Origin of the sequence: Avibacterium sp. 21-594 (genome assembly GCF_026226815.1) — a bacterium.
Lineage (GTDB): Bacteria > Pseudomonadota > Gammaproteobacteria > Enterobacterales > Pasteurellaceae > Avibacterium > Avibacterium avium.
In genome coordinates this window covers 1974079-1992626 of the sequence record NZ_JAKKOC010000001.1, presented here as the reverse complement: position 1 = coordinate 1992626, position 18548 = coordinate 1974079, and the positions used below count along the sequence as shown (strand labels likewise).

The 18548-nt window shown below is 42.3% G+C and carries 19 protein-coding genes; 16 read left to right on the top strand and 3 right to left on the bottom strand.

The annotated features are described in order from the left end of the window. The first annotated feature begins 11 nt into the window (after positions 1 to 11). The 6 genes from rbsC to crcB all read left to right on the top strand — a co-directional run bounded on the left by rbsC (position 12) and on the right by crcB (position 5283). Positions 12 to 968 (top strand): ribose ABC transporter permease, encoded by a 957-nt coding sequence (gene rbsC / locus L5B76_RS09675; protein WP_265755241.1) that lies wholly within the window; start codon positions 12 to 14, stop codon positions 966 to 968. A gap of 30 nt (positions 969 to 998) precedes the next feature. After that, positions 999 to 1877 carry a ribose ABC transporter substrate-binding protein RbsB gene (gene rbsB / locus L5B76_RS09670; RefSeq protein ID WP_265755240.1) on the top strand — a complete coding sequence of 293 codons (879 nt, stop codon included), beginning with the start codon at positions 999 to 1001 and terminating at the stop codon, positions 1875 to 1877. 171 nt (positions 1878 to 2048) lie between these two features. Further along, complete coding sequence (rbsK, locus tag L5B76_RS09665; protein WP_265755239.1) at positions 2049 to 2975, top strand: ribokinase; 927 nt, start codon at positions 2049 to 2051, stop codon at positions 2973 to 2975. 40 nt (positions 2976 to 3015) lie between these two features. Beyond that, positions 3016 to 4023, top strand: a complete 1008-nt coding sequence (locus tag L5B76_RS09660) for a substrate-binding domain-containing protein (RefSeq protein WP_265755238.1) — start codon at positions 3016 to 3018, stop codon at positions 4021 to 4023. A gap of 39 nt (positions 4024 to 4062) precedes the next feature. Further along, positions 4063 to 4881, top strand: a complete 819-nt coding sequence (locus L5B76_RS09655) for a Cof-type HAD-IIB family hydrolase (RefSeq protein WP_265755237.1) — start codon at positions 4063 to 4065, stop codon at positions 4879 to 4881. An 18-nt stretch (positions 4882 to 4899) separates the two neighbouring features. Next, complete coding sequence (gene crcB / locus L5B76_RS09650) at positions 4900 to 5283, top strand: fluoride efflux transporter CrcB (protein ID WP_265755236.1); 384 nt, start codon at positions 4900 to 4902, stop codon at positions 5281 to 5283. On the opposite strand, the gene L5B76_RS09645 is transcribed toward crcB, so the two are convergent. Then, positions 5243 to 6229 carry an alpha/beta fold hydrolase gene (locus L5B76_RS09645; protein ID WP_265755235.1) on the bottom strand — a complete coding sequence of 329 codons (987 nt, stop codon included), beginning with the start codon at positions 6227 to 6229 and terminating at the stop codon, positions 5243 to 5245. The two genes, crcB and L5B76_RS09645, sit on opposite strands and share 41 nt — an antisense overlap. 145 nt (positions 6230 to 6374) lie before the next feature. Between L5B76_RS09645 and L5B76_RS09640 the strand changes: the two genes are divergently transcribed. Next, entirely contained in the window at positions 6375 to 8693 is a 2319-nt protein-coding gene (locus L5B76_RS09640) for a Tex family protein (RefSeq protein WP_265755234.1), read from the top strand. Positions 8694 to 8705: 12 nt separating this feature from the next. Continuing rightward, positions 8706 to 10040, top strand: coding sequence for a branched-chain amino acid transport system II carrier protein (brnQ, locus tag L5B76_RS09635; protein ID WP_265755233.1), 1335 nt, complete (start codon positions 8706 to 8708; stop codon positions 10038 to 10040). A gap of 131 nt (positions 10041 to 10171) precedes the next feature. Here the strand turns inward: brnQ and L5B76_RS09630 are convergent, their stop codons facing one another. Continuing rightward, positions 10172 to 12019: a TRAP transporter large permease subunit gene (locus L5B76_RS09630; RefSeq protein WP_265755232.1), complete on the bottom strand. Its 1848-nt coding sequence runs from the start codon at positions 12017 to 12019 to the stop codon at positions 10172 to 10174. Positions 12020 to 12366: 347 nt separating this feature from the next. On the opposite strand from L5B76_RS09630, the gene L5B76_RS09625 reads away from it, so the two are divergent. From L5B76_RS09625 to nanA, 5 genes are read left to right on the top strand one after another with little or no spacing between them, the layout of a single operon-like run. Continuing rightward, positions 12367 to 13056 (top strand): N-acetylmannosamine-6-phosphate 2-epimerase, encoded by a 690-nt coding sequence (locus tag L5B76_RS09625; protein WP_103853352.1) that lies wholly within the window; start codon positions 12367 to 12369, stop codon positions 13054 to 13056. Positions 13057 to 13074: 18 nt separating this feature from the next. Then, a complete protein-coding gene (locus tag L5B76_RS09620; protein ID WP_265755230.1) occupies positions 13075 to 13956 on the top strand; it encodes an N-acetylmannosamine kinase in 882 nt (293 codons plus the stop codon). Between the two features lie 18 nt (positions 13957 to 13974). Beyond that, positions 13975 to 14445, top strand: a complete 471-nt coding sequence (gene nanQ / locus L5B76_RS09615; protein WP_265755228.1) for an N-acetylneuraminate anomerase — start codon at positions 13975 to 13977, stop codon at positions 14443 to 14445. 20 nt (positions 14446 to 14465) lie between these two features. After that, entirely contained in the window at positions 14466 to 15335 is an 870-nt protein-coding gene (locus L5B76_RS09610) for a MurR/RpiR family transcriptional regulator (protein ID WP_265755226.1), read from the top strand. A gap of 28 nt (positions 15336 to 15363) precedes the next feature. Then, a complete protein-coding gene (nanA, locus tag L5B76_RS09605) occupies positions 15364 to 16245 on the top strand; it encodes an N-acetylneuraminate lyase (RefSeq protein ID WP_265755224.1) in 882 nt (293 codons plus the stop codon). A 163-nt stretch (positions 16246 to 16408) separates the two neighbouring features. Here the strand turns inward: nanA and L5B76_RS09600 are convergent, their stop codons facing one another. After that, positions 16409 to 16816 carry an OsmC family protein gene (locus tag L5B76_RS09600; protein ID WP_265755223.1) on the bottom strand — a complete coding sequence of 136 codons (408 nt, stop codon included), beginning with the start codon at positions 16814 to 16816 and terminating at the stop codon, positions 16409 to 16411. 210 nt (positions 16817 to 17026) lie between these two features. On the opposite strand from L5B76_RS09600, the gene metJ reads away from it, so the two are divergent. The 3 genes from metJ to rplC all read left to right on the top strand — a co-directional run bounded on the left by metJ (position 17027) and on the right by rplC (position 18546). Further along, positions 17027 to 17344, top strand: coding sequence for a met regulon transcriptional regulator MetJ (gene metJ / locus L5B76_RS09595; protein ID WP_115248600.1), 318 nt, complete (start codon positions 17027 to 17029; stop codon positions 17342 to 17344). Between the two features lie 244 nt (positions 17345 to 17588). After that, complete coding sequence (gene rpsJ, locus L5B76_RS09590; RefSeq protein ID WP_001181005.1) at positions 17589 to 17900, top strand: 30S ribosomal protein S10; 312 nt, start codon at positions 17589 to 17591, stop codon at positions 17898 to 17900. Positions 17901 to 17916: 16 nt separating this feature from the next. Further along, positions 17917 to 18546 carry a 50S ribosomal protein L3 gene (gene rplC, locus L5B76_RS09585; protein WP_265755555.1) on the top strand — a complete coding sequence of 210 codons (630 nt, stop codon included), beginning with the start codon at positions 17917 to 17919 and terminating at the stop codon, positions 18544 to 18546. Positions 18547 to 18548: the final 2 nt, after the last annotated feature.

Below are 18548 nucleotides of genomic sequence, written 5' to 3'. Positions count from 1 at the left end.
AAGGATAAATTATGACAACAACAAAATTAAAAAATTTCCTGATTGAGCAACGTTCAATTTTGGCTTTAATTGCCTTGATTGTAATTGTTTCTAGCATTAATCCGAATTTTTTCACAATGGATAATTTGCTGAATATTTTGCGTCAAACCTCAGTCAATGCCATTATCGCAGTGGGAATGACCTTTGTGATTTTAACTGCTGGGATCGATCTTTCAGTAGGATCGGTATTGGCATTAACTGGCGCGATTGCTGCCTCACTGGTGAACCTTGATTTATCTATTTTCATTGTGATTCCCCTTGTTTTGCTCTGTGGCACATTATTAGGTGGCATCAGCGGAGTGATTATCGCGAAAGGTAAAGTTCAGGCTTTCATTGCTACCTTGGTAACAATGACCTTATTGCGTGGCGTAACAATGGTTTATACCGATGGGCGACCAATCAGTCTGGGTTTTTCTGATGTGGCAGATCAATTTTCTTTCCTTGGAACAGGGTATTTATTCAATATTCCTTTCCCAATTTGGTTAATGGCAATTATTTTCCTTGTTGCTTGGTATATCTTAAAACATACCCCAATGGGACGTTATATTTATGCCCTAGGTGGCAATGAATCGGCAACCCGTTTATCAGGCATTAATGTGGATAAAGTAAAAATATTCGTGTATGCAGTAAGCGGATTTTTAGCCACCGTTGCAGGATTGATTGTGACTTCAAGATTATCTTCTGCACAGCCAACCGCGGGTGTCTCCTATGAGCTTGATGCGATTGCCGCAGTTGTTGTCGGTGGTACAAGTTTAATGGGCGGAAAAGGGCGTATCTTTGGCACATTAATTGGTGCGCTGATTATTGGGTTCTTAAATAATGCCTTGAATTTATTAGATATTTCTTCTTACTATCAAATGATTGCAAAATCAATCGTTATTTTGGCAGCTGTACTTACCGATCATTTTTTCAGTCGAAAAAATGCTTAACTTAAACTCACCTAATGAAAGGAGATGTGTATGAAAAAATTAACGTTACTGGCGTCCGCAGTGATTCTTGGTTCGGTTGTTAGCCAAGCGGTGGTGGCAAAAGAGACCATTGCATTAGCCGTTTCAACTTTAGATAATCCGTTTTTCGTTACCCTAAAAGAAGGGGCGGAAAAAGAAGCGGATAAATTGGGCTATAACCTTGTAGTCTTAGATTCACAAAACGATCCAGCGAAAGAGCTGGCGAATGTTGAAGATGTTACCGTACGTGGTGCAAAAGTATTACTGATTAACCCAACGGATTCTACCGCAGTAGCGAGTGCTGTGCGAATGGCAAATCAAAAAAATATTCCTGTGATTACCTTAGACCGCGGCGCAGCGCAAGGTAAAGTGGTGAGCCATATTGCTTCTGATAATGTGGCTGGCGGAAAAATGGCAGGGGATTTCATCGCAGAAAAATTAGGAAATAATGCGAAAGTCATTCAATTAGAAGGTATTGCTGGAACGTCTGCTGCGCGTGAGCGTGGTGAAGGTTTTAAACAAGCGGTAGAAGCACATAAATTTGACGTATTAGCCAGTCAGCCTGCAGATTTTGATCGCACCAAAGGCTTAAATGTAATGGAAAACTTACTCACTGCGCAACCAAATGTGCAAGCGGTATTTGCTCAAAATGATGAAATGGCACTCGGTGCAATTCGAGCTGTTCAAGCAGCGAATAAATCCGTGTTAATTGTTGGATTTGATGGTACAGATGATGGCGTAAAAGCTGTAAAAAGCGGTAAATTAGCCGCGACTATTGCCCAACAACCAGAGTTAATCGGCGCATTAGGTGTGCAGACGGCTGACAAGGTGATTAAAGGCGAAGCTGTTGAAGCACAAATCCCTGTGCCATTAAAAGTGGTCAGTCAATAATCCTTTAATGATTCAAGGCGGATTTTCTATTCGCCTTGAATTTCACTTTCGTATATTGGGTATATTGCGAAATATTTTTTGCGTTTCATCACGTTTTAATCAATGTATTTCGCAATATGCACAAAATATAAGTGCGGTGCTTTTTTTCGTGATTTTTATTAAGGAATAACTATGCACAATTCAACCCTAACCATTCTCGGCAGTATTAACGCAGATCATCTTATCCAAGTGTCGCATTTCCCGAAGCCGGGGGAAACTTTGTCGGGACGTAATTATCAAGTGGTGTATGGCGGAAAGGGGGCAAATCAAGCGGTGGCAGCAGCACGCTTGGGGGCGAAGGTGAATTTTATCGCTTGTGTAGGGAATGACGATATTGGGCGGGAGATGAAAAAATCTTTCGCGCAAGCGGGAATGAATACGGCGGCCATTTCTGAAGTTACACAGGCTCGCACAGGGATCGCAATGATTCAAGTGGCAGACAGCGGCGAAAATAGCATTGTGATTTCCGCGGGGGCGAATGCTTATCTGAATGCTGATAGGGTGCAGTCTTTTGCTCATATGATTGAGCAGAGCGATGCCTTGCTGATGCAATTGGAAACCCCCTTGGACGGTGTGCTGTGTGCGGCGAAGTTAGCGAAACAAGCAGGTAAACAAGTGGTGCTAAATCCCGCGCCTGCACAGCCTCTGCCTGATGAATTGTTGGCTCAGCTAACAATGATTACGCCAAATGAAACAGAAGCCGAAATTCTTACAGGCGTGAAAGTGGTGGATTACCAAAGTGCGGTGCAATCTGCGCAAGTTTTTCATCAAAAAGGGGTGGAAATGGTATTGATTACCTTAGGTGCGAAAGGGGTTTTTGTTAGCCATCAAAATCAACAAGAAATCGTGCAGGGCTTTGTGGTGCAGGCAACGGATACCACCGCCGCTGGGGATACCTTTAATGGCGCGTTGATGACGGCATTATTAGAGGGCAAATCGTTAAATCAAGCCATTCATTTTGCCCAAGCCGCCGCAGCAATAAGTGTTACCCGTTTAGGCGCACAAACCTCCATTCCTACTCGGCAAGAAACGCTCGATTTTTTGGCTCAGGCTCATTAGAATGACAACTATTTAGTAAATAACCACTTGAGAAGTCATTATGGCAACAATGAAAGACATTGCACGCATTGCGCAGGTTTCCACCTCCACCGTGTCGCACGTGATTAATAATACGGGCTATGTGAGCGAAGCAATGCGAGAACGCATAATGAAAGTTGTCAAAGAGCTTAATTATCGCCCTTCCGCCTTGGCGAGAAGTTTGAAAATCAAGCAAACCAAAACCTTAGGAATGTTGGTTACCGCAACCAACAACCCTTTTTTTGCGGAAGTGGTGAGTGGCGTTGAGCAATATTGTAATCAGCACGATTATAATCTGATTATTTCAAGCCTAGATGGCAATGAAGAACGCTTAGAGCAAAATATTCAAACGCTGATTCAAAAACAGGTGGACGGCTTGTTGTTAATGTATTCTGATAGCCGCCATTCTTTTCTTAAACAGCTTGATGTTGCCTTGCCAATGGTGATTATGGACTGGTGGCCAACAGCATTAAGTGCGGATAAAATTTATGAAAATTCTGAACTTGGTGCATATCTTGCGACAAAATGCTTAATTGAGCAAGGGCATAAAGAGATTGCGATTATCACAGGAAATCTGAATAAATCCCTCGCACAAAATCGCTTGCAAGGCTATAAAAAAGCCTTAAACGAACATCAGTTAGCCATTCGTGATGAATGGATTATCGAAAGCCATTTTGATTTTGAAGGTGGCGTGGAAGGAATGAAAAAACTATTACAAGCTGGCAAACGGCCTACGGCTGTGTTTGCGTGTAGCGACACGATTGCAGTGGGCGTTTATCAAGTGGCGTGGCAAAATGGTTTGCGTATTCCGCAAGATCTTTCTGTGATTGGCTATGATGATATTACCTTGGCTCAATATCTCGCCCCACCGCTCACCACCATTCATCAACCTAAAGCCGAATTAGGCAAACTTGCGGTGGAAACCCTGCTAGAACGCATTAAAAATCCCCATAAAAGCGAACAATCTATTTTGCTAGAACCTAAATTAATTTGGCGGGATTCCATTCAATCATACCCAGCTAAGCCATAATTTGCTATCATACTCCCGTTTTGTTGAAGGAGTTTGACTATGCAAAATCGACCATTTCGTGCTGTGGTTTCAGATTTAGACGGCACATTGCTCAATGGGGATCACGTTATCGGTGATTTTACTATTGAAACCCTTGAAAAATTAGCGCAAGAAAAGATTGATATTATTCTCGCCACGGGGCGAAAGTATGAAGATGTGGCGCATATTGTCGGCAAGGTGAAGCTGGATAATGCGGTGCTTATCACGTCAAATGGTGCAAGGGCGCATAATCTGCAAGGTAAATTGCTGCTTAGCAACAGTTTGCCTGATGAAATGGCAATGGAAATAATGCAAACCCCTTATGATGAAAAAAATGTGTTCGCCAATAGTTATCAAGATGATGGCTGGTTTATCAGCATTAATATGCCTGAATTAGCCAAATATCATCAAGATTCAGGCTTTATGTATCAAGTGGTGGATTTCAAACATCACCACGGACGTGGCACGGAAAAAGTGTTTTTTATTGGACGCACACCCGCTGATCTCGCCCCGATTGAAGCGCATTTGAAAGCGCGTTTTGGCGATGCGATTTATATCACCTATTCCACGCCGCAATGTTTAGAGATTATGAATAAAAACGTGTCAAAAGCCACCGCACTTGCCCAAGTGGTACAAGGGCGTGAATATGGTTTGAGCGCGTGCATTGCCTTTGGTGATGGTATGAATGATATAGAAATGCTCAGCGAAGTGGGTAAAGGTTGCATTATGGGCAATGCTGATCCGCGCTTGGTGCAGGCTTGTCCGCAGTTAGAGCAAATTGGCTTGAACCGCCACGAAGCAGTAGCAAGCTATTTGCGTGCCACCTTTGGTGTGTATTAGGTCAGAAAGCAGGTAAAAATGGCGATTTGGCAATCTTTACTCATCATAAGCAGCGGTGCGGCAATCGGCGCTTGCACCCGTTGGGGCTTGAGCGAATTGCTAAATCCGCTGTTTTCTTTTCTTGCCTTTGGCACGCTTATCGCCAATTATCTTGGCTGTTTTTTAATCGGTATTTTGATTGCCTTACTTTGGCAATATCCGCAAGTTTCTAGCGAGTGGCGATTATTTTTGATTACTGGATTTTTAGGCAGCCTCACCACCTTTTCTTCCTTTTCCGCTGAAGTAGTGAATGATTTTTTAACGGAAAAATGGCTGTCTGCGCTGGCAATTATCATTTTGCATCTTGGTGGCAGTCTGCTGTTTACGCTGTTTGGCGTGCTGTTGTACCGTTATTGGAAATAAAGGCTTGCACCGCACTTAAGGCTTCGGCGCGAATTTTATCCCGTTCAAACAAAATCTCGTGTTTGGCATTTTCTACCGTGATGAGTTGCCCTTTTGGCAAGCAGGCAACCAATTTTTCCAACTGTGTATTTTCTACGATCTTTTCTTTGCCAGCTTGCAAAACTAAAACGGGAATTTCAATGCGCGACAAAATTTTTTCCAGCCCTTTAATTGCTGTTAAACACAAATGCACCCAGCGGAATGTTGGCCCACCAAGGCTTAATTCAGGAAAGTAACGATTAATGCGGTTCATCCATTTCATTCTGGTTTTGCAAAAACTGAGTTCATTTTGATCCAGATTGGCGGGTTTATAGGCGCTCTTGCCAAACACATAGCGTTGCCCTTGGCCGAATAACATCATCAAATTAATAATCAGCTCATCGCGCAATAAATGCTTGGTTGGCAAGCCAAAAAATGGTGAAGAAAGTACCGCACTTTGAATATGATGATCATAGTTCGCTAAATAATAAGCCGAAATCAGCGAGCCTAAAGAATGAGCAAGCAGATATTGTTGCGAATAATCAGAATGCTGAGTGATCTGCTTGATGACCGCGTCCATATCCTCGCAGTAAAAACGGAATTCATCAATGTAGCCTTTGTCTTTATCCGCCAATAAACGCTGTGAATAACCCTGCCCACGGTGATCGAAAAGCAGCACATCATAACCCCATTGGTAAAAATCATAAGCCAATTCCGACCATTTCAGCATATTCTCCGCCCGTCCATTGACTAAAATCATCAATTTTCGCACCGCACTTGGCGAGGTTTCTGCGTGCAAAAAATAGCGATAGGCAATTTGGCAACCCTGCTTACCCGTTAAATATTGGATAGGAAATTGATCCACAAAGGGCATTAATTGTTGCAACGCAAAGCGGCAAAAATGGGGTTCTCGGTGCGGTAAATTCATCTTTATCTCTCAAGTTTTTTCTCAAATCATTTTTATCATAAAGTAAAGGCATTAGCAAAGATAGCACAAGCCCATAATAAACATTTGAGCAAAGCCCGTAAAACCAGTATCCTATGGCAATTTTTACTAATCAAAATAAGAGCCGATGTTAAATCAACAAATTTCCCAAATTATTGCCGCAGAGCTTGCGGTGCGTCCGCAGCAGATTTTAGCTGCCATTCAATTATTGGACGAAGGTAACACCATCCCTTTTATTGCACGTTATCGTAAAGAAGTAACGGGCGGCTTAGATGACACCCAATTACGTCATTTTGAAACCCGCTTGATTTATTTGCGCGAGTTAGAAGATCGCCGTCAAACCATTTTGAAATCCATTGAAGAACAGGGCAAATTGACGGAGGAATTACGCGACCAGATCCAACAAACCCAAAGCAAAACTGAGCTGGAAGATTTGTATTTGCCGTACAAACCGAAACGCCGTACTAAAGGGCAAATCGCCATTGAAGCAGGGCTTGATCCGTTGGCGGAAAGCCTTTGGAATGATCCAAGCCAAGATCCTGAAAGTGCAGCAAACGCTTATATTGATGCAGAAAAAGGTTTTGCTGATAGCAAAGCGGTGCTAGACGGCGCGCGTTATATTTTAATGGAACGCTTCGCGGAAGATGCGCAATTATTGGCGAAAGTGCGTCAGTACTTACAACAAAGTGCGGTGTTAATTTCTAAAGTTTTAGACGGTAAAGAGCAGGAAGGGGAAAAATTCCAAGATTATTTTGATCACCAAGAGCTTTGGCATAATGTGCCTTCGCACCGTGCTTTAGCAATGTTCCGTGGACGTAATGAGGGCATTTTGCAGTTGAGCTTAAATGCTGATCCAGAACAGGAAGAAGGGGCACGTCAGAGTTATTGTGAAGAAATTATTCGCCAACATTTGGGCGTGCATTTTAACCAACAGCCCGCGGACAAATGGCGCGAGCAGGTAATCAGCTGGACGTGGCGGATTAAGGTTTCATTGCATTTAGAAACAGAATTAATGAGCCAGCTGCGTGAAAAAGCGGAAGAAGAAGCCATCAATGTTTTTGCGCGAAATCTTACCGCACTTTTAATGGCTGCCCCAGCTGGCGCAAAAACCACAATGGGGTTAGATCCGGGGTTGCGAACAGGCGTGAAAGTTGCTGTTGTGGATAATACAGGAAAATTGTTGGCTACGGATACGATTTATCCACATACAGGACAAGCAGCAGCGGCAATGGCGAGCCTTTATCAATTAATCGAACGCCATAATGTGGAATTGATCGCTATTGGAAATGGCACCGCATCAAGAGAAACAGAACGCTTTGCCAAAGACGTATTAAAGCAAATTTCAGGGCAAAAACCACAAACCGTGGTGGTGAGCGAAGCGGGCGCTTCTGTTTATTCTGCTTCTGAATTAGCCGCACAAGAATTTCCACATCTTGATGTGTCTTTGCGTGGTGCGGTGTCCATTGCGCGCCGTTTGCAAGATCCGCTCGCGGAATTAGTGAAAATTGAGCCAAAAGCCATTGGCGTGGGGCAGTATCAGCACGATGTGAACCAAACTCAATTAGCGCGCAAATTAGATGCCGTGGTGGAAGATTGTGTAAACGCGGTGGGCGTGGATCTTAATACAGCTTCTGTACCCTTACTTGCTCGCGTGGCAGGAATGACCAAAACACTCGCGCAAAATATCGTGCAATTTCGCGATGAAAATGGCCGTTTTGAAAACCGTGAAGAACTGAAAAAAGTATCCCGTTTAGGGCCAAAAGCCTTTGAACAATGTGCAGGCTTTATGCGTATTTCAGCTGGGCAAAATCCTCTTGATGCGTCAGGTGTTCACCCAGAAACCTATCCTGTGGTGGAAAAAATCTTGCAAGCAACTCAGCAATCCATTCAAGATTTAATGGGCAACGCCAGTGCAATTCGTCAGTTAGATGCAAAACAATTTATTGATGAACAATTTGGTTTACCAACGGTGCAAGATATTTTCAAAGAATTAGAAAAGCCGGGACGTGATCCGCGTGGCGAGTTTAAAACGGCCACCTTTATGGACGGTGTGGAAGAAATCAGTGATTTGAAAGCAGGAATGATCCTTGAAGGCACGGTAACTAATGTAACCAATTTTGGGGCGTTTGTGGATATTGGTGTTCATCAAGATGGGCTTGTGCATATTTCTTCGCTTTCCAATAAATTTGTTGAAGATCCGCACGATGTGGTGAAAACCGGTGATATTGTAAAAGTGAAAGTCTTGGAAGTGGATGTGGCCCGCAAGCGTATCGCCTTAACGATGCGTTTAGATGAACAAGCAGGGGATAAAGCAGAAAATAATGAAAAAAATCACCGCACTTTAGTAGCAAAAAATCCTCGTAGTCCACAGCAACAGCGTAAACCACAAAATAATAGTGCAATGGGTAATGCCTTTGCCGATGCGTTGAAAAACTGGAAAAAATAAAGGAAAAGTTGAATGACAAAAAATACCTTTATTATTGGGTTTATGCTTTTTGCGATTTTTTTTGGTGCGGGAAATCTGATTTTCCCGCCTAAATTAGGCTTTGAAACAGGAACGGCATTTTTGCCCTCTATTTCAGGCTTTGTGCTAACTGGCGTGGGCTTGCCATTGCTTGGTATTATTGTGAGTGCTTTTTACCGTGGTGGATATATTGTGGCATTAAGGCAAATTCATCCGTGGTTTTCTGTGCTGTTTTTGGTTTCCATTTCCCTTGCAGTTGGGCCTTTTTTTGCCGGACCAAGAACCGGCGCAATGTCTTATGAAATGGTGATGATTCCCTTTCTTAAAGAAGCCGATAGCCTTTCTCAATTGTTATTTACTTTTGTATATTTTATGCTCAGCTTATGGTTGAGCCTAAATCCATCTAAAATGGTGGAACGTATTGGCTCTATTCTCACGCCAGTATTGTTGCTTGCGATAATTGCTTTAGTGGTAAAAGCGGGGATAATGCTGGTTGGGAAAACACCTTTGCCAATGCCGACTGTCGCAAGCCATACGGATTTCTTCAATGGGGCAATTAATGGCTATTTAACGATGGACGCATTGGCTTCCATCGCATTTTCTACGATGGTGTTAGGGGCGATCAAATCCAGTGCGGTAAAAACCGTTTCATTACAAAAACAAACCATTTTTGCCGCAATAATTGCCGGTATTGCCTTGGCATTGATTTATATTTCCCTTGGCTGGGTAGGCAATCACTTAATGATTAGCCCTGACGTGCTGGCACAGTTACAGCAAAATAAGCAGGATCTTGGTACTTATATTTTAAATCAGGTTACGACAATGGCTTTTGGTGAGCTAGGGCGAATGGTACTGAATATCATTGTATCGTTGGCTTGTTTGACTACCGCGGTAGGGCTGTGTGCTTCGGTTAGTAGTTATTTTCACCAACAATTTCCGCAATTTTCTTACCGCACTTATGCCATCTTATTTTGTCTGATTAGCTTTGTGATCGCCAATCTTGGGTTGAAAGAAGTGATTGGGCTTTCTTTGCCTGTGTTGATGATTTTATACCCTATTACCATTACGGTGATTTTGCTGTTGCTACTGAATTTATTTTTGCCAATGCCGATCTTGGCTCACCGCTTAGCGATTGGTTTGGTGACATTGGTGTCGATTTTATCCGTGCTAGGTTCAGGCAAAATTGATTTTCTCGAACAGCTTCCGCTTAAGCCTTATTCTATCGAATGGTTGCCTTTCGCCTTGGTGGGCTTGGTGGCAGGCTATTTACTGCGCTGGCGTAAGCGACAAGGTATTTTGTCGATTATTCAAGAAAGCAAAGTAAAATAATTTATCCCAAAGAAAAGGATTGAGCTTGATGTTCAATCCTTTTTTATTTTAAAGTGCGGTGCTTTTTTCCGTATTTTTAGCCATAAAAAAAGCGGGTGAATTTTCACCCGCACTTTGGTTTTTGTTTTCTCTTATGGCATTAAGAGATTTGGAATAAAGGTAATAATTTGTGGGAAGATAGTGATAAGTACCAAGGTAGTAAACACTGGGATTAAGAACGGTAGCACCCCTTTGGTTACGGTACTCACTGGCATATTTCCCACACGGGCTACCACGAACAATGCCATTCCCATTGGCGGTGTTAAAATGCCCACCATCATATTTAACGTGGTCATCACGCCAAAGAATACCAGATCAATGCCGAAATGCACCGCGATTGGAATGAGCATTGGTAGCACTAAGAATTGTAGCGCAAGGGCATCAATAAACATTCCTAAGAATAAGAGTAGCAAGTTGATCATAATAAGCACCATTGTTGGTGTATCTGCTACTGCCATAAAGAGATCGGCAATGCGCATTGCCACTTGCTCACGCGCGATCATATCGCCGAAGAAGGTTACTGTCATCACCATTAGGGCGGTTACCCCTGTGATTGCCATTGCTTCCACACAGCTTTTGAATACCATTTTGAGCGTGAGTTCGCGGTACACAAACATTCCGATAATAATGGAATAAGAGGCGGCGATAATGGCGGCTTCTGTTGGGGTAAACAAGCCAGAGAAAATCCCACCAATAATCAGAATTGGGGTTAGAATTGCCCAAATAGCACTTTTGAATGCGGCGCAGCGTTGTTGTAAGGTGGCTTTCTGCGTTTTTGGATAATGGCGTTTTTTAGCAACGAAATAGTTCATTGTCATCAACGCAATGGTGATTAGCACCCCTGGGATAAAGCCTGCCACAAAGAGTTTGGCGATAGATTCATTGGCGATTACACCGTAAATAATCATTGCAATACTTGGTGGCACAAGTGGCCCGATGATACAAGATGCTGCCGTGATCCCGCCACAAATATCATCATCATAGCCCGCATCACGCATTGCTTTAATTTCAAGCTGACCTAAGCCCCCTGCATCAGCCAGTGCTGAGCCTGACATTCCAGAGAAAATCAAACTTGCGCCGATATTAACGTGTCCCATACCGCCAGAATAATGCCCTAACAAGGCTTTGGCGAAGTTGAAAATCCGCTCAGTTATGCCCCCTGTATTCATTAATATTCCCGTTAAAATAAAGAACGGCACAGAAAGCAATGGGAAACTGTTTAGGCTATCTACTAGCTTAGAAGAGGCGGAATTTACAATATTCCAGCGTGTCATTGCAAAGTACAAAATGGTAACAATAAACAGCGACCAACCCACTGGCGTACCCAAAAACATAATCAATAACCATACAGCCAAACAGACATAAACCGCATTGCTACCTAGTTTTATATAGTTGCTGATACGCAAGGCTTTGAACCATTCTGGGTGCGTCATCAAAATACTAAACAGCACAATACCGACAATGATGTAAAAGGTCGCGGGTAGAAAGCTAAGTTGGTTTTTGTAGTTTTCTGTTTGCGCTTGAAGAAAGCGAATCATCACCAGCATTGAGATAAAAGGCAGTGGCGCATAGAGCCATTTTTCTGAAATCTGCAAGGAAACAATTTCAAAGGTAGAATCAAGAAAAACTTTAAAGCCCAAATAGATAAACAAGAAAATACAAATAAAAATAATGAGTTGCACAAAAGAATTGATCACCTTACGCACCTTTTCAGGCATCAGATTGGTGAGGAAATCAATGTAAACGTGTTGTTGCGTGCGGGTTGCCATACTGATCCCGAACATTGCAACATAAATAAATAAGAGTTTTGCCAGATCTTCACTCCAGATAAACGGTGAATCAAAGATTTGGCGTGCGATAATTTGGGCGAGCAGAATCATAAAGATGAGTAAAAACAATACTCCACCGACCAATTCCTCTAATTTATTAAAATATTTCATACGAACTCCAGATCGTTAGCACATAAAGTGCGGTGTGTTTTCTTTCTGTTTTTGAAGAAAAGAAAGAGGAAATTTGTATTATTGTTCTTTTTGCTTTCTGAAGTAATATTTCAAAAAGGCAAAGGGAAAGTTTTCTTGTATAGAAAAAGCTTAAGAAAGGACATTCAGCTTTTTCCCTTTTAAAATACCGTGTTGGAATGGGCTTATCAATTTATTTTATGAAATTTTACTCCAATTTATGATCTAGATCTCACTTTTAAACTATTTTTCTTGTTTTTTATTTTCAGAGGTCTATTCTAGCACCAGCGAAAATCAACTTCTTTTCTAAAAAATATCTTGGAGTTCATATGTCAAAATTATCACATCAAGATGTGCTAAACCAGATTCGCTATGGGCTTATTGCCTCTTGCCAACCAGTTGATGACGGCCCTATGGATAAGCCTGAAATTGTGGCGGCAATGGCACAAGCTTCAGTGCAAGGAGGCGCAGCTGGATTGCGAATTGAAGGAGTCGAAAACTTAAAAGCCACGCGCCCTGTGGTGGATAAGCCCATTATTGGGATTGTAAAACGTGATTTGCCAGATAGCCCTGTGCGTATTACCCCGTTTTTGCAGGATATTGAAGATTTAGCAGCGGCTGGCGCAGACATTATTGCCGTGGACGGCACGCTGCGTACACGCCCTGTATCCCTTGAAAGTGCGGTGAAAAAAATCAAAGAATTAGGCTGTTTGGCAATGGCCGATTGCTCGAACTTGGAAGAGGGGCTGTATTGCCAAAAACTCGGCTTTGATATTGTGGGTAGCACAATGTCGGGCTACACCGGCGGTGAAGTGCCAGATGAACCTGATTATCAGCTAGTAAAAGATCTCAAAGCTGCAGGCTGTTATGTGATGGCGGAAGGGCGTTACAACACCCCTGAACTGGCGAAAAAAGCCATTGAAATTGGCGCAGATGTGGTTACCGTGGGATCGGCGCTCACTCGCTTAGAACATATTGTGAGCTGGTTTGCCAGTGCGGTGAAATCAGCAAAATCATAACTAACACAAGGACGGCGTATGCGTTGTTTAGCATTAGATATTGGTGGCACAAAAATTGCCGCCGCATTGGTGGAAAATGGCGTGATTTCACAACGCCAGCAAATTAGCACCCCGCAAGATCAGTCTGCACAAGGAATGGAGCAGGCGTTAAAAACCTTAGTTACAGGCTATGCAGGGCAGTTTGATGCGGTGGCTGTGGCGTCCACAGGGATTATTAATCGTGGCGTGCTAACCGCATTAAATCCGAAAAATTTGGGTGGCCTTGCCAATTTTCCACTGAAAGCGTGTATTGCGCGTTACACCGATAAGCCCATTGGCTTACTCAATGATGTGCAAGCTGCGGTCTGTGCGGAATATCAAGCACAAGATCAAAGTGCGGTGCAAAATTTCTTATTTATTACCGTATCCACAGGTGTGGGCGGTGGGATCATTTTAAATGGCGAATTAACCACAGGCGAGAACGGCATTGCTGGGCATATTGGCCATACCCTTGCTGATCCCAATGGGCCAATGTGTGGTTGTGGGCGTAAAGGCTGTGTGGAAGCCATTGCTTCTGGACGTGCCATTGAGGCGGTATCTTCACAATGGGCAGAACCTTGTTCGCCAAAAGAGGTATTTGAACGCTTTAGAAAAAATGACGAAAAAGCCACCGCACTTGTGCAACGTTCCGCGCAAGCCATTGCCAATTTAATTGCCAATATGGTGATTAGCCTAGATATTCAAAAAGTGGTGCTAGGCGGTAGCGTGGGCTTGGCGCAAGGCTATTTGCCTTTAGTACAACAATATTTACAGACAATGCCCAAGTTTTATCAATGCCCCATTGAAGCCGCTCAATCTGGTGCTGATGCAGGCTTATTAGGTGCGGCTTATTGGCTAGAACAACAAGTAGCAAAACAATAAAAATCAAAGGAGTACAAAATGATTTTAGGCGATTTAACCCGTGATGATTTTGCCCGAGGTTTGCCAATGGTGCTGGCAGAAATTTGTCATCAATTAAGACGAATGGATCTCACCAAATTAACTGTTGGCCGCCACGATCTCACCGATCAAATTTATATGAATGTGATGGAGTTTGACACCGCACCAAGCGACAGAAAACAAGCAGAACTTCACCATAAATACATTGATGTTCAACTGCTTATTAGCGGCAATGAGGTGATTGAATATGGCGTAAATGAGCCTGATCTCAGCACTTATAATGAATACAACGAAGCAGATGATTATCAACTTACGCCAGATATTCCAAACAAAAGTGCGGTGTTTGTAACGCCGAAAATGTTTGCCGTGTTTTTCCCTTATGAGCCGCATAAACCAGGTTGTGTGGCAGGGGACGCGCCAGAATTTATCAAAAAATTAGTGGTAAAAGTGCCAGTGGAATTAGTTAGTTAAGTTATAACAAGGAGGGTCTTATGGTAGCAACAACAGGCAATATTTTAGATACCATTGGGGCGTTGTATAACAGCTTAACAAAAACGGAGAAAAAAATTGCCACCACAATTTTGTCTTCGCCCCATTTACTGGGCCAATTTTCTTTGGCGGAGATTGCGCAGCAATTCGATGTAGGGGAGGCGACCTTTATTCGTTTTTGCCGAACCCTTGGTTTCAAAGGTTTTACGGATTTCAAACTACAGCTTTCCATTGAGCTTGCCACCAAAGAAAAACAGCTAAATTCTTTGTTAGATAGCGATATTAGTAAATCGGACGATCCGCAAAGTATCGCAGAAAAATTGCATAATTCCATTAATAATGTGATTAAAGAAACCATTAATTTACTTGATGTAAAACAGCTTGAACAAGTGGTGGTAGCAATGCGTCAGGCAAAACGTGTTTTCCTGTTTGGCGTGGGGGCATCAGGCATTACGGCGGAAGATTCAAAGCATAAATTAATGCGAATTGGTTTGCAGGTAGATGCAAGTAGCAACAATCATTTTATGTATATGCAAGCGTCATTAATGAATGAGGGCGATGTGGTAATTGGCATTAGCCATTCAGGCTATTCCAAAGAAACCATTCAGGCATTAAATGTTGCGAAGAAAAATGGCGCAACAACGGTGGCATTAACCCATAATTTACGTTCACCCATTACACAGGTTGCTGACTATGTGCTGATTAACGGGCATAGACAAGGGCAGCTACAAGGCGATTCTATCGGAACGAAAATTGCACAACTTTTTGTATTGGATTTAATCTATGCCTTGATTGTGCAAGCGGAAGAAAATAATGCAACGGAAATGAAACAAAAAACCGTAAACGTGATTTTAGAACAACGGATCAAATAAAATTAGCTTACTAGCTTAGGAGAAACAAATGAAAAACTTAAAAGGGATCTTCAGCGCACTTTTAGTGTCTTACAACGAAGATGGCTCAATCAATGAAAAAGGCTTGCGTGAAATTATTCGCTACAACATTGATAAAATGAAAGTGGACGGCTTGTATGTGGGCGGCAGCACAGGGGAAAACTTTATGATTTCCACTACGGAGAAAAAAGAAATTTTCCGCATTGCCAAAGACGAAGCAAAAGACCAAGTAGCATTGATTGCACAAGTAGGTAGCGTAAATTTACACGAAGCCGTGGAATTAGGTAAATACGCCACCGAACTTGGTTACGACAGCCTTTCAGCGGTAACCCCGTTCTACTACAAATTTAGCTTTGCAGAAATCAAACATTATTACGACACCATTATTGCTGAAACAGGCAATAATATGATCGTCTATTCCATTCCATTCTTAACCGGTGTGAATATTGGCGTAGAGCAATTTGGCGAACTTTACAAAAATCCGAAAGTGTTAGGTGTAAAATTCACCGCAGGCGATTTCTATTTGTTAGAACGCTTGAAAAGAGCTTACCCAGATCACCTTGTGTGGGCAGGCTTTGATGAAATGATGCTACCTGCCGCTGCCCTTGGCGTGGACGGTGCAATCGGCAGTACGTTCAATGTTAATGGTATCCGCGCAAGACAAATTTTTGAACTTACCCAAGCAGGCAAACTCGCCGAAGCCCGCGAAATTCAACACGTTACTAATGATCTCATCGAAGGCATTTTGGCAAATGGCTTGTATCTCACCATTAAAGAATTGCTTAAACTCGAAGGCGTGGACGCAGGCTACTGCCGCGAACCAATGACCGCCAAAGCCACCGCACAGCAAATTGCCGTGGCGAAAGAGTTGAAGGCGAAGTATTTATCTTAAATTGTATAAGATGAATTATAAGACATTTCGAAAATTAAACTAATTTAAAGGCTGAATGCGATATAGGATTCAGCCTTTAGTTTATTCATCGTAAAACATCTGCAGCTTAATCAGTGAGATTAAAGTTTCGTTTTGGCTGCAGATGATTTATATGCCTATTTCATTATTCATAATGAAAACGAAATTCTTGCACTAAGTCGGCGCTCAGGCTTTTGGCGACAGGGCAGGTGTGGGCTGCATTTTCCAAGATTGAGCGTGCGTTGTCATCTAATGCTTTGCTTAAGTAAAAATCTAAGATAATGCGTGCAACACGGCGTGGATTGAGCGCCATTTCTTTTTGTACCTCAATGCGAGTGCCAGTTAAATCTAATCCCAGTTTATTGGCTTGGATTCCCATTATGGTCATTGCGCAAGCGCCAAGTGAAGCGGCAAGTAGATCAGTGGGGGAGAAGGCTTCACCTTTGCCGTTGTTATCAACGGGAGCATCGGTTGAGATGGTATTGCCACTTTGTAAATGAGTGAGATCGTTGTGCAAATTACCTGTGTAACGAATGGTTGAGATGTGTGCCATAAATGCTCCTTATATATAAATGAAGAATGGAATTTTAGATTAAGCTGAAAAATGCGGTTCGGCAAGTAAAAATAAAGAAAATATATGAGATAAAGTGCGGTGTAATTTTGTAAAATTTTTAGCTGTCTAGCAGTCTTAATGTCTAGATTGTTATTTCGGCGATTTTTCTTTAGAATAAGCACAATTTTTGTGGAGATTTAAGGTGGCATTATGGCAAATTGGGACGGTAAATATATTAGCCCTTATGCAGAGCACGGTAAGAAGAGTGAGCAAGTAAAGAAGATTACTGTATCTATTCCAATTAAGGTGCTGGAAATTTTAACCAATGAGCGGACAAGACGTCAGCTCAAAAATTTACGCCACGCAACAAATAGTGAGTTGTTGTGTGAGGCATTTTTGCACGCATTTACAGGGCAGCCATTACCGACCGATGAGGATTTACTAAAAGAACGCCACGATGAAATTCCTGAGCAGGCAAAAGAAATTATGCGTGAACTAGGGATTAATCCTGAGAAGTGGGAATACTAAATTTCAGATTTTGCTGAGAAATAGGTTGCAATTCCTAGTTGGGCTAAGTATAATCCACAAGCTTTCTTAGAAAGCCCTTTGATGTAATCATTTATTAAAGGCGTGTTACAGATTTTGTAATACATAAAATGTTCCCGATTGGGGGACTATAATATTAGGTTACTGCACTTCCCTTTCAATGAAGTTTATGAAAGGTGATGGTGTCAGTTTTATTTTAGCTAAAAATTATTGGAGCTCTGGTCTAATGCAGAACCAAAGAATCCGTATCCGCTTAAAAGCTTTTGATCATCGTTTGATCGATCAATCTACAGCGGAGATCGTAGAAACAGCTAAACGTACTGGCGCACAAGTTCGTGGTCCAATTCCTTTACCAACGCGTAAAGAACGTTTTACCGTGTTGATTTCTCCACACGTTAATAAAGACGCACGTGACCAATACGAAATTCGTACTCACAAACGTTTAGTAGATATCGTAGAACCAACAGAAAAAACTGTTGATGCATTAATGCGTTTAGATTTGGCTGCCGGCGTTGACGTGCAGATCAGCCTAGGTTAATTAAGAGGTTATGACAATGATTGGTTTAGTCGGTCGTAAAGTTGGTATGACTCGTATCTTCAATGAAGATGGCGTTTCTGTACCTGTTACTGTTATCGAAATCCAAGTAAACCGTGTAACTCAAGTTAAAACTCTTGAAAACGATGGCTATACTGCAATTCAAGTTACTACTGGTTCTAAAAAAGCGAGCCGTGTAACTAAGCCTGAAGCAGGCCATTTCGTGAAAGCAGGTGTTGAAGCTGGTCGCGGTTTATGGGAATTTCGTACAACTGAAGGTGAAGAATTCACTTTAGGTCAAGAAATTAATGTTGACATCTTCGCAGATGTTAAGAAAGTTGATGTTACTGGTACATCTAAAGGTAAAGGTTTCCAAGGTGGTGTTAAACGTTGGAATTTCCGTACTCAAGATGCAAGTCATGGTAACTCTTTATCACATCGTGTGCTTGGTTCTATTGGTCAAAACCAAACTCCAGGTCGTGTGTTTAAAGGCAAAAAAATGGCTGGACACTTAGGTGCTGAGCGTGTAACCGTTCAATCACTTGAAGTTGTTCGTGTTGATGCTGAGCGTAATTTATTATTAGTTAAAGGTTCTGTACCTGGTGCAACTAATAGTGATGTTATCGTAAAACCAGCAGTTAAAGCATAAGT